Raw genomic sequence first — 11,744 nt, forward strand, 5'->3', positions numbered from 1 at the left:
CAATGAATTATATCGTTATTTCACCATATTACCCACAAAACTTCCAACAATTTACAATCGAACTGGCTAATAAAGGGATCACTGTCTTGGGAATTGGTCAAGAGCCATATGAACAGTTAGATGAGCCTTTGCGCAACAGCTTAACAGAATATTTCCGTGTTGAAAACTTGGAAAATCTGGATGAAGTGAAGCGTGCAGTAGCCTTTCTCTTTTACAAACATGGCCCAATTGATCGTATCGAATCCCACAATGAGTATTGGTTGGAATTGGATGCGGCGCTTCGGGAGCAATTCAATGTCTTCGGGGCTAAGCCAAAAGATCTGAAGAAAACCAAGTTCAAATCAGAAATGAAGAAACTCTTCAAGAAGGCTGGAGTCCCAGTCGTACCTGGTGCAGTAGTTAAAACAGAAAAAGACGTTGATAAGGCTGTGAAGAAGATTGGCTTGCCATTGATTGCTAAGCCCGACAATGGGGTAGGAGCAGCAGCGACCTTCAAGATCGAAACAGCAGAAGATGTGGACCATTTCAAAGCTGAATGGGATGGCCATACCGAGTACTTCTTTGAGAAATTCGTCACTTCTAGCGAGATTTGTACCTTTGATGGTCTGGTCGATCGTGATGGTAATATTGTCTTCTCGACTACTTTTGACTATGCCTATACGCCGCTCGATTTGATGCTCTACAAGATGGATAACTCTTATTATGTTCTTAAAGAGATGGATCCAAAATTGCGTCAATACGGGGAAGCGATTGTCAAAGCCTTTGGCATGAAGGAACGTTTCTTCCACATTGAGTTCTTCCGCGATGGGGATGACTATATTGCGATCGAGTACAATAATCGCCCTGCAGGTGGCTTTACCATCGATGTCTACAACTACGCTCACTCGATTGATTTGTACCGTGGCTATGCTGCCATCGTAGCAGGGGAACCCTTCCCAGCTTCTGAGTTTGAACCCCTTTATTGCTTGGCAACTTCTCGTCGTGCCAATGCAGCTTATACTCTGTCAGAGGAAGAAGTTTTGGCTAAATACCATGATCAATTCCGTGTCAAGAAAGATATGCCTGCAGCCTTTGCGGAACTTCAGGGAGATTACCTCTATATGCTTACAACACCTAGTCGTGAAGAATTGGAACAAATGATTCATGACTTTGGCCAACGCCAATCATAAGATAACGACCGGTAGGATAGGATCCTATCGGTTTTTTTATATGTATAGCAAAGGAAGAAGAGAAAAGATTGTGAAATATTGTATTTGGATTTTAAAAAGCTTATAAAACCTTCTTCCAAGGAATAAAGTTTGTGAAATCATATGAGCATTATTTTTGACAGTGCTTTCATTTTTGGCTAGAATGAAAGAGAATGAATAAATGCTAAGAAAGGCGAAATGATGGCAACATTAGATAAAAGTCTCTTATTGGAAATGTTCCGTAAAATGGAAGAAATCCGTCGCATGGACTTAAAAATTGCACAGTTAGTAAAAAAAGGGAAAGTGCCAGGAATGACGCACTTTTCTGTTGGGGAAGAAGCAGCAAACGTTGGCGCTATGTTGGCTTTAAACGACGATGATTTGCTGACATCTAACCACCGTGGACACGGACAAGCCATTGCTAAAGGAATCGATTTGAATGGCATGATGGCAGAAATCCTTGGTAAGTATACCGGTACTTGTAAGGGGAAAGGCGGCTCCATGCATATCGCTGATCTGGATGCTGGTAACCTTGGTGCCAACGGGATCGTTGGTGGTGGTATGGGAATTGCAGTAGGTGCAGCTCTTACTCAACAAATGAAAAAGACTGGTAAGATTGTTGTCTGCTTCTTTGGGGACGGCGCAACCAACGAAGGTGTCTTCCACGAAGCAGTCAATATGGCTTCCATCTGGAATCTGCCAGTAATTTTCTACTGTATCAATAACGGTTACGGAATCTCTGCCGATATCAAGAAAATGACCAATATCCAGCATATCCATGAGCGTTGTGCTGCTTATGGCATTCCTGGTATGTTTATTCCTGATGGGAACAACGTTATTGATGTCTATGAAGGATTTAAGAAGGCAGTCGACCATGTTCGCTCTGGTAAAGGCCCTGTCTTGATTGAAAGTGTCACCTATCGTTGGCTTGGTCACTCTTCATCTGACCCTGGTAAATACCGAACACGTGAAGAAGTCGAAGAGTGGAAGAAGAAAGATCCAATCGAAAACCTTCGCAAGTATCTCCTTGAAAATGAGATTGCGAGCGCAGAAGAATTGGATCAGATCCAAGAAGAAGTAAAAGAAGCAGTGGAAGCTTCAGTGAAATTTGCGGAAGAAAGCCCATTCCCTCCACTCGAATCAGCTTTCGAAGATATTTACGCAGACTAAGGGGGAGTAGAGAATTATGGAAACTAAATTAATGTCTTTCCGCGATACCATTATCCTTGCTATGTCTGAGGAAATGCGTCGCGACGAAAATGTATTGTTGATGGGAGAAGATGTCGGGGTTTTCGGTGGAGACTTCGGAACTTCAGTAGGAATGCTTGAGGAATTCGGTCCAGAACGTGTCCGTGACTGTCCGATTTCTGAGGCCGCGATTTCAGGTGCAGCAGCAGGTGCAGCCATGACTGGACTTCGCCCAATCGTTGATATGACCTTCATGGATTTCTCAGTAATTGCCATGGATGCTATTGTCAACCAAGCTGCTAAAACTCGCTACATGTTTGGTGGTAAAGGTCAAGTCCCGATGACAGTCCGCTGTGCTGCTGGTAATGGAGTTGGATCTGCAGCTCAACACTCCCAATCCTTGGAATCATGGTTTACTCATATTCCTGGTTTGAAAGTTGTTGCTCCTGGAACTCCAGCAGATATGAAGGGACTTCTCAAGTCATCGATCCGTGATAACAACCCAGTAATCATTCTTGAGTATAAATCAGAATTCAACCAAAAAGGGGAAGTGCCAGTGGATCCAGACTATACGATTCCACTTGGTGTCGGAGAAATCAAACGCGAAGGAACTGACGTCACTGTCGTAACCTATGGAAAAATGCTTCGTCGTGTTATGCAGGCAGCTGAAGAATTGGCAGAAGAAGGCATCTCAGTAGAAGTAGTAGATCCACGGACCTTGGTCCCACTCGATAAAGAGATTATTATTAATTCTGTCAAGAAGACAGGAAAAGTAGTCCTTGTCAATGATGCCCACAAAACAAGTGGCTATATTGGTGAAATTTCAGCTATTATTTCTGAATCAGAAGCATTTGATTACTTGGATGCACCAATCCGCCGTTGTGCGGGGGAAGATGTGCCAATGCCTTACGCACAAAACCTTGAAAATGCAATGATTCCAACAGTTGAAAGCATCAAAGATGCCATTCGTAAAACATATAACAAAGAATAATACATAACATAAATTATGTAAAAAAATTAATTAGACGAGAAACTTTGTACTTTTTAGGTGCAGAGTCTTCTACGTCCTTAATTTCTTAGATTAGAGCACGGGCTAAAAGCTCGGAAAAAAGATAAATCTCCTTGACTTCATCGAAGTCTGCGTCGATTTCCTATTTTTCGGTCGCTTTTAAACGCCCTTTGCATCATAAAATTGAACTCGGGCTAAAGTCTGTGTGAAAAAGATAAACTTACCTAGAAACTAAAGTTTCTTCGTCAAGTTTCCTATTTTCACTGTGACTTTTGACGCCCTTAGTATCTTATAACTGAATCCGGACGGAGGACTGTGAAAAAAAGATAGATTTCCTTGTGTTCATCGAACACAGCGTCAATCTCCTATTTTTTCTTTGTCCTCTACGTCCTTGATATCTTATAATAGAATAGGAGAGGTCATGGCTGATGATAAGCTAAGAGCGACTCCTGCGGCTAGAAAATTAGCGGATGATCTTGGGATCAACCTCTATGATGTTTCTGGTTCAGGCGCAAACGGTCGTGTCCACAAAGAAGACGTGGAAACCTATAAAGACACAAATGTGGTTCGCATTTCACCACTTGCAAAACGAATTGCACTAGAGCATAATATTGCTTGGCAAGAAATCCAAGGAACTGGTCATCGTGGTAAGATTATGAAGAAGGATGTTTTAGCCTTCCTTCCTGAAAATATCGAAAACGATACGATTAAATCACCTGCTCAAATTGAGAAAGTGGAAGAAGTTCCAGATAATGTGACACCTTATGGTGAGATCGAGCGGATTCCGATGACACCAATGCGGAAGGTGATCTCTCAACGGATGGTGGAATCTTACTTGACAGCACCAACCTTTACTTTGAACTATGACGTTGATATGTCTCAAATGTTGGCCCTTCGTAAGAAGGTATTGGATCCAATTATGGAGGCCACTGGCAAGAAAGTCACTGTAACAGATTTGCTTTCTCTAGCAGTGGTTAAGACCTTGATGAAACATCCATACATCAATGCGTCATTGACAGATGATGGCAAAACCATCATCACTCACAACTATGTCAATTTGGCAATGGCAGTTGGGATGGACAATGGTCTCATGACCCCGGTTGTCTATAATGCTGAAAAGATGACCTTGTCAGAGTTGGTCGTAGCCTTCAAGGACGTTATCGGACGTACCTTGGATGGTAAGCTTGCTCCAAGTGAATTGCAAAATTCAACCTTTACCATCAGTAACTTGGGGATGTTTGGCGTTCAATCATTTGGACCGATTATCAACCAACCAAACTCTGCTATCCTAGGGGTTAGTTCAACGGTTGAAAAACCAGTTGTTGTGAATGGTGAAATTGTCATTCGTCCAATCATGAGCTTGGGCTTGACCATTGACCACCGCGTTGTCGATGGAATGGCTGGTGCCAAATTCATGAAAGACTTGAAAGCCTTGATTGAAGACCCGATTTCAATGTTGGTCTAATCAACGAGAGAATAGAAACAAGAAAATGAGGGAAATAAAATGGCCTTAGAAGTAATTATGCCAAAAGCCGGCGTAGATATGACCGAAGGACAAATCGTTCAGTGGAATAAGAAAGTCGGCGAATTTGTAAAAGAAGGAGAAGTTCTCCTTGAAATCATGACAGACAAAGTCAGCATGGAGTTGGAAGCGGAAGAAGATGGCTACTTGATCGCTATCCTGAAAGGGGATGGAGAAACTGTTCCTGTAACAGAAGTAATCGGTTATCTTGGTGAAGAAGGGGAAAACATCCCTACAGCTGGAGCAGCAACACCAGAAGCAAGTCCAGCACCAGCTGCAGCAAGTGCTTCAAACGATGACAATAAGAGTGATGACGCTTATGATATCGTAGTGATCGGTGGGGGTCCTGCTGGTTACGTATCTGCTATTAAGGCAGCTCAATTAGGTGGTAAGGTTGCTCTTGTTGAGAAATCTGAACTTGGTGGAACGTGCTTGAACCGCGGATGTATCCCAACTAAGACTTACCTCCACAACGCTGAAATTATCGAAAATATTGGTCATGCGGCAAACCGTGGTATTATCATTGAAAATCCAAGTTTCTCAGTAGATATGGATAAGGTTCTTGAAACCAAGAACAAGGTCGTAAATACCCTCGTCGGTGGAGTTGCAGGACTTCTTCGTAGCTACGGAGTGGATGTTCATAAGGGTATCGGTACTATCACTAAGGATAAGAATGTCTTGGTCAATGGTTCTGAATTGCTTGAAACCAAGAAAATCATCCTTGCTGGTGGTTCTAAAGTCAGCAAGATTAACGTTCCTGGTATGGAATCATCCCTTGTCATGACCAGTGATGACATCCTTGAAATGAACGAAGTTCCAGAAAGCCTCGTGATCATCGGTGGCGGGGTTGTCGGTATCGAACTTGGTCAAGCCTTCATGACTTTTGGTTCAAAAGTAACAGTCATCGAAATGATGGACCGTATCGTTCCAGCTATGGATGCGGAAGTATCTAAGAACCTTCGTTTAATCCTTGAACGTAAGGGTATGACAATCTTGACGGATACGAAATTGCAAGAAATCATTGAAGAAGATGGTAAACTCCGTATCAAGGTTGAAGGCAAAGATGATATCATCGCGAATAAAGCCCTTCTTTCAATCGGCCGTGTTCCAGATCTTGAAGGAATCGGTGAAGTCGAGTTTGAATTGGATCGTGGACGGATCAAGGTCAATGAATACATGGAAACATCTGTTCCAGGTATCTATGCGCCAGGCGATATCAACGGTACTAAGATGTTGGCTCACGCTGCCTTCCGTATGGGTGAAGTAGCGGCTGAAAACGCCCTTAAAGGAAACCATGCTGTTGCCAAATTGAACTTGACGCCTGCAGCTATCTACACCCTTCCAGAAGTGGCGGCTGTTGGTTTAACCGAAGAACAAGCTCGTGAGAAATACGATGTTCAAATCGGTAAGTTTAACTTTGCGGCGAACGGTCGTGCCATTGCATCTGATGCGGCTCAAGGTTTTGTTAAGGTTATTGCAGACAAGAAATACGGTGAAGTTCTTGGGGTTCATATCATTGGTCCAGCAGCTGCTGAATTGATCAACGAAGCTTCAACCATCATTGAGATGGAAATCACTGTAGAAGAAATGCTCAAGACTATTCATGGTCACCCAACCTTCTCAGAAGTGATGTACGAAGCCTTTGCGGATGTACTTGGCTTGGCAGTTCACTCACCTAAGAAGAAATAGTATTTGAAATGATAGAATGGCTGGACAGCAAATGCTGGACCAGTCTCTATCGTATATAAAGGAATCTTATGAAATACATTATTAATTATTCAAATGATACTACTTTTAATATTGCTTTGGAAGAGTATGCCTTTAAACACCTTTTAGATGAGGATCAAATCTTCCTTCTCTGGATTAACAAACCATCCATTATCGTCGGTCGCCACCAAAATACCATCGAAGAAATCAATCGCGACTACGTTCGGGAGCATGGGATTGAAGTGGTTCGCCGGATCAGTGGTGGTGGGGCTGTTTATCACGATTTGAACAACCTCAACTACACCATCATTTCAAAAGAAGATGAAAACAAGGCCTTTGACTTCAAGAGCTTCTCAACTCCTGTGATCAACACCTTGGCTCAACTTAGGGTTAAGGCTGAATTCACGGGTCGTAACGACTTAGAGATTGATGGCAAGAAATTCTGTGGAAATGCCCAAGCTTACATCAATGGTCGGATCATGCACCATGGTTGCCTTCTTTTTGACGTTGATTTGTCAGTCCTTGCCAATGCTCTCAAGGTATCTAAAGACAAGTTTGAGTCCAAAGGGGTTAAATCAGTCCGTGCTCGTGTGACCAATATCATCGATGAGTTGCCAGAAAAAATCACGGTTGAAGAGTTCCGGGACCTACTTTTGGACTACATGAAGAAAGAATACCCTGAGATGACAGAATATGTCTTCTCGGATGAAGAATTGGCTGAAATTAATCGTATCAAGGAAACCAAGTTCGGTACCTGGGATTGGAACTATGGAAAGTCTCCTGAATACAATGTCCGTCGTGGCACAAAATTCCCAAGCGGTAAGGTGGAAATCTTCGCTAATGTCATTGAATCAAAAATCCAAGACATCAAGATCTACGGTGACTTCTTCGGTATCGAAGACGTTGCAGCAGTAGAAGAGGTTCTTCGTGGCGTTAAATACGAACGTGAAGACGTCCTCAAAGCCCTTCGAACCATTAACCTAGGTCGTTACTTTGCAGGTATCACTGCAGAAGAAATTGCTGAAGCAGTGGTGGAATAAAGTCGTAAGAGATTCGCAGAAGCGGGTCTCTTTTTTGAAACTAGTTTCACATAGAAATAGTTGTTTTACTAAGGATTTTGTAGTATAGTAAAGGTGGAAAAATGTATTCGATTACAAAAATATAAATATGATTTTTTAATACTCAGTAACCACTAAACAACGAAATTAATTGACTAGCTAGGTATTACTTTCCTTTTCTGCTTTAGAAAGTGTGATGATATGAAACGTGTCTTTATTGTTTTATCAAACCTTTTCATCTCTAGCTTTTTGATTTGGATTGCCTTTATTTCTCCAAATACGGTTATCCACAGCAGTCTTCCGGTAGTAGGTGTGCTGAGACGAGAAAAGAGCGTCACATATGAAGACTTATCTTCTAGTTTAGACCGTTTGGCAAGGGAAAATCATAGTATAATTGCCCGTCAGATACAAAGAACAGATTCTAAAGGGCAGGTTGTTTTCACCTATGAAATCTACGGAGAGGGAAAACTTCCTCTTGGAATTAAAAGAGAGAAGAAAGAACTGGCTGCCAATGAAAGCCTGGTAGTGAATTATTATGTATTATCAGGTGAATTAGAAACTGAAAAGCTGGATCAAACGCTTCATACTCTTGGTTTCTCACAAACTTTTATAGAGAAACCAAATCCTCTGCAGACCTTTATTGCCTTTTTTGGCTCAGGTTCACAATCACTTGCCTTGGTTATTTTTATCATTAGTTTTAGCGCTTTGACTATTATACAAAAAACACTTGAAATGAGAAGCGCTGGGATTCGATATATCTCAGGAATGAGACGCTTGCAGCTTTTTGGACATTCCTTAAAAGATGATAGTATAGAGTTGCTTTTGGGATGTATTGTCGCAAGTATAATGGGTGCGGTTTTGATTTATTCTTTCCAATTAACACCTTTTACCTATTCCGTCATCATTTCAAGTAGTATCATTTACAATGGGATGTTACTTATTTTATCTGCCATCTTATCCTTCATTTTTGCATATAGTATTCAAACAATGCATTTAGTCACCCTTCTAAAAGGGAAAGTTCCATTAAAGCGCATTTTGGTTTTCCTCTTTATTTGTCAATTTCTTGCAATCACTGTCATTGGTCTCTCAATTCATCGTGTCAGCATCTATGGCTCTATCTGGCTGACTTATCAAGAGGGAAGTGAGGCTTGGTCTAAACAGTCGAACTGGGTTCAAATTGGTGTCACTCGGGAGGATTTTTCACAGAAAACAAACAAAGAGACGCAAATTGAGAACAGAGCAAAATGGTCTAAGCTCATCGAGTCTGGTATTGAAAATGGTGGTCTTTTAGCTTATCATAATCTCGTATCTTTTAGTTCAAAAGGAGTTATGACGGATCTTAGTACAGGTAAAGAGTTTTCAATCACAGATTACGATCCACTTGCACGAACTCTCTATGTAACTCCAAATTACCTCGAAATCCAAGGTGTTCCAGTATCTCCTGAAGAGAAAAATCACTTAAATCACTTACAAGCAGGAGAATTTGGTCTCTTGCTTCCAGAAAAATTAAAAGGTCGAGAAGAGGAGATGATCAAACGATATAAAGATTATCTATCTCCTCGAGATGATCAAGGAAATATCACCTTATCAATGAAGGCGCAGGTAACGTATATTCCGAATCATCAAAAACGCTTTATCTACAACAACACACCAATCAGCTATAAACAATTCTTTACAGATCCTGTTTTAGTGGTTATACAACCTGAAAGTTTTGGAGGCTATGAGAATCCATATTTCACCCATCTAAATCCCTACCTTTATTTTAATGGACTTGAGAATAGTAAGAAGCTTGTTGCTGAGTATGATCTTGAAAAAAGTGTTAGTCAGTACGACTATGCAGTGGACGTTTACCAGCAAATGGCCCAAAAAATACAAATAGAAAATCTCATGGCGATTGCAGGAGGAGTCTTTGGTATAGCAACCTCTGTTCTTCTTTTTAACACTATGAATTTCCTATATTTTGAAGAGTTTAGAAAACAAATCTTCTTGAAGAAGATTGCAGGTCTGGGATTTGTAAACATTCACCAAATGATTTTGCTCTCAGAAAGTAGCCTCTTGCTATTAGGAAGCCTCTTGGTATTCCTTCTCACTCAAGAATGGTGGATTGCTCTTGTCACTCTCTTTCTATTTATTACTAATGCTTGGTTCATTCTCCTGTACCGGTCTCATAAAGAAGACCACTTGTTAGCCACTGTACTGAAAGGAGCCTAATATGATTAGCGTAGAACATTTAACCAAATCATTTGGCCAACGAACGGTCTTTCAAGATTTGAGCTTGCAATTTACAGAAGGTAAGGTCTATGCTCTGATCGGAAATAGTGGGTGTGGTAAAACAACCTTGCTCAATATCTTGGCGAAGATAGAGCCTTATGAAAAAGGGAGTATAAGCTATCAAGGGCAAGAACTGAAACAAATCAAACAGCATCACTTCTTTAAGCATGAATTAGGCTATCTCTTTCAAAACTTTGGCCTGCTTGAAAACGAGACTATCGCTACAAATTTAGATTTGGGATTGATTGGGCAAAAATTAACGAAAAAAGAGAAGAAGCAGCAAGAAGAAGAAGTGCTAAAAAAAGTAGGATTGGCTTACCTTGCTCTGGATCAAAAGATTTATGAATTATCTGGGGGAGAGGCACAACGTGTTGCATTGGCTAAAGTTATTTTAAAGGATCCACCTTTGATTTTAGCGGATGAACTAACTGCAGCACTTGATCCAGAAACCTCTCGAGAGGTGATGGACTTGCTGTTAACGTTAAAGAATCAAAAGCGTATAATCATTATTGCAACCCATAATCCAGTGATTTGGGAACAAGCTGACGAAGTGGTAAAACTCAACTAGTCTATGGCTGAAGAATGGTAGGATCTTCTGTATTATCTTTTATAGTTAGCTATTCATGAGGTAAGAGCTGATGAAGACAAAAGATCATGACAAACAAAAATTTTTAAGTTTTATCATCGTTGGTATTATCATTCTCTTATCAGCCTGCACTCTTGTAGGACCACAAAAAAAATCTCCTTCCGGTAGTACCAATGTGTCTAGGAAAATAGGATTCGAGGAAAGAAAGGCAGAAGACTTATTAAAAAATTCTATTTCTATTCCTTATCCAGATGGGAAAATCTTTACACCTACCGCACTGTCAAATGATGGGATTGCTTATGGCGAGGCTGTTGACCAAGGACACGAAGATCAGAATTATCTTGCCAGTATGAATTTACATACCAAGGACTTTCAAAAGATAAAAGATGTTGAAAAGACATCTAATCTGACTCATGTAGCTGTTAGCTATGTAGATCATGATATTGTTGTTTTTGAAGAGTATGATCAACTCAATCAGACAGGGATTTACTATCTCTGGAAGATAAAAGACAAATCTTTAACGACACTGATCGATAGGAGACCTATCGGAACTGTTCCAGTTACTCAAGTAGCTCGATCCAACCAGAAACTCTTTATAAATTATGAAGTAGGCGATAGCCTATATCAAATTGAAGAATTTGACCTTGAAACAGGGACTCATCAGACGATTGAATCAGAAAATAGCGGTTTTCCGACTGTATTTAAAGATCACTTGTATTATGTCCAAATTGATAACACAGCTTTAACCACAAAAATTGTAGCCTACTCCTTAAGTGATGGGCAGAAAAAAGTTATAGATCAAACAAGGGATGATCACCGCTATTATGTCGATTTAATGACGAATGGGCACAATCTTCTATACTTGGTTGCAAATAATAAAGATGCTTCGTTTACCTTCGAAAATAAAAACCATAAAAAGATATTTTCTACTTCACAAGCAGAAACCTCCATATATCGCAATATTTATCTCACTTATATGGGAGAAAGAAGAAGTGAGGAACGCGTTAAATCTCAATATTATTTGTGGGATTTAAAGCATCGGATTCATTATTTATATGATCATGGCCCCATTTTACTATCGGATAAAGGAATTCTATGGATTCAATTCAAAAAGAAGAATAGTGAGATTCCAAAAGGTGAAATCGATCGAAATGAAAACTCCGTAATGCGCTATCAAGAATGGTAGAAAGGAGAAAAATCATAAGAAAGTTTGTCT

At 40.5% G+C, this 11,744-nt stretch carries 9 protein-coding genes; all 9 read left to right on the plus strand.

The annotated features are described in order from the left end of the window. Window positions 1-2: 2 nt before the first annotated feature. The 9 genes from AC6IZR_RS05640 to AC6IZR_RS05680 all read left to right on the plus strand — a co-directional run bounded on the left by AC6IZR_RS05640 (window position 3) and on the right by AC6IZR_RS05680 (window position 11,714). Window positions 3-1,169, plus strand: coding sequence for an ATP-grasp domain-containing protein (locus AC6IZR_RS05640; protein WP_497848215.1), 1,167 nt, complete (start codon window positions 3-5; stop codon window positions 1,167-1,169). A gap of 219 nt (window positions 1,170-1,388) precedes the next feature. Next, on the plus strand, window positions 1,389-2,357 hold the full coding sequence (locus AC6IZR_RS05645) for a thiamine pyrophosphate-dependent dehydrogenase E1 component subunit alpha (protein WP_070666546.1): 969 nt from the start codon (window positions 1,389-1,391) through the stop codon (window positions 2,355-2,357). Window positions 2,358-2,373: 16 nt separating this feature from the next. Continuing rightward, on the plus strand, window positions 2,374-3,366 hold the full coding sequence (locus AC6IZR_RS05650; protein ID WP_023026810.1) for an alpha-ketoacid dehydrogenase subunit beta: 993 nt from the start codon (window positions 2,374-2,376) through the stop codon (window positions 3,364-3,366). A 439-nt stretch (window positions 3,367-3,805) separates the two neighbouring features. After that, window positions 3,806-4,849, plus strand: coding sequence for a dihydrolipoamide acetyltransferase (locus AC6IZR_RS05655; protein WP_021153222.1), 1,044 nt, complete (start codon window positions 3,806-3,808; stop codon window positions 4,847-4,849). A gap of 39 nt (window positions 4,850-4,888) precedes the next feature. Further along, a complete protein-coding gene (gene lpdA, locus AC6IZR_RS05660; protein WP_021153221.1) occupies window positions 4,889-6,595 on the plus strand; it encodes a dihydrolipoyl dehydrogenase in 1,707 nt (568 codons plus the stop codon). A gap of 68 nt (window positions 6,596-6,663) precedes the next feature. Further along, window positions 6,664-7,653, plus strand: a complete 990-nt coding sequence (lplA, locus tag AC6IZR_RS05665) for a lipoate--protein ligase (protein ID WP_497848216.1) — start codon at window positions 6,664-6,666, stop codon at window positions 7,651-7,653. 219 nt (window positions 7,654-7,872) lie between these two features. Beyond that, complete coding sequence (locus tag AC6IZR_RS05670) at window positions 7,873-9,882, plus strand: DUF1430 domain-containing protein (RefSeq protein ID WP_497848217.1); 2,010 nt, start codon at window positions 7,873-7,875, stop codon at window positions 9,880-9,882. A gap of 1 nt (window position 9,883) precedes the next feature. Then, complete coding sequence (locus tag AC6IZR_RS05675; RefSeq protein WP_497848218.1) at window positions 9,884-10,510, plus strand: putative bacteriocin export ABC transporter; 627 nt, start codon at window positions 9,884-9,886, stop codon at window positions 10,508-10,510. A 70-nt stretch (window positions 10,511-10,580) separates the two neighbouring features. Next, window positions 10,581-11,714, plus strand: coding sequence for a hypothetical protein (locus AC6IZR_RS05680; protein WP_497848219.1), 1,134 nt, complete (start codon window positions 10,581-10,583; stop codon window positions 11,712-11,714). Window positions 11,715-11,744 lie beyond the last annotated feature (30 nt).

Source organism: Streptococcus mobilis (assembly GCF_059727625.1).

Coding starts and splice junctions, on each gene's coding strand:
- lplA (WP_497848216.1), top strand. CDS start 6,664: ATGAAATACATTATTAATTATTCAAATGATACTACTTTTAATATTGCT.
- AC6IZR_RS05645 (WP_070666546.1), top strand. CDS start 1,389: ATGGCAACATTAGATAAAAGTCTCTTATTGGAAATGTTCCGTAAAATG.
- AC6IZR_RS05675 (WP_497848218.1), top strand. CDS start 9,884: ATGATTAGCGTAGAACATTTAACCAAATCATTTGGCCAACGAACGGTC.
- AC6IZR_RS05650 (WP_023026810.1), top strand. CDS start 2,374: ATGGAAACTAAATTAATGTCTTTCCGCGATACCATTATCCTTGCTATG.
- AC6IZR_RS05670 (WP_497848217.1), top strand. CDS start 7,873: ATGAAACGTGTCTTTATTGTTTTATCAAACCTTTTCATCTCTAGCTTT.
- lpdA (WP_021153221.1), top strand. CDS start 4,889: ATGGCCTTAGAAGTAATTATGCCAAAAGCCGGCGTAGATATGACCGAA.
- AC6IZR_RS05640 (WP_497848215.1), top strand. CDS start 3: ATGAATTATATCGTTATTTCACCATATTACCCACAAAACTTCCAACAA.
- AC6IZR_RS05680 (WP_497848219.1), top strand. CDS start 10,581: ATGAAGACAAAAGATCATGACAAACAAAAATTTTTAAGTTTTATCATC.
- AC6IZR_RS05655 (WP_021153222.1), top strand. CDS start 3,806: ATGGCTGATGATAAGCTAAGAGCGACTCCTGCGGCTAGAAAATTAGCG.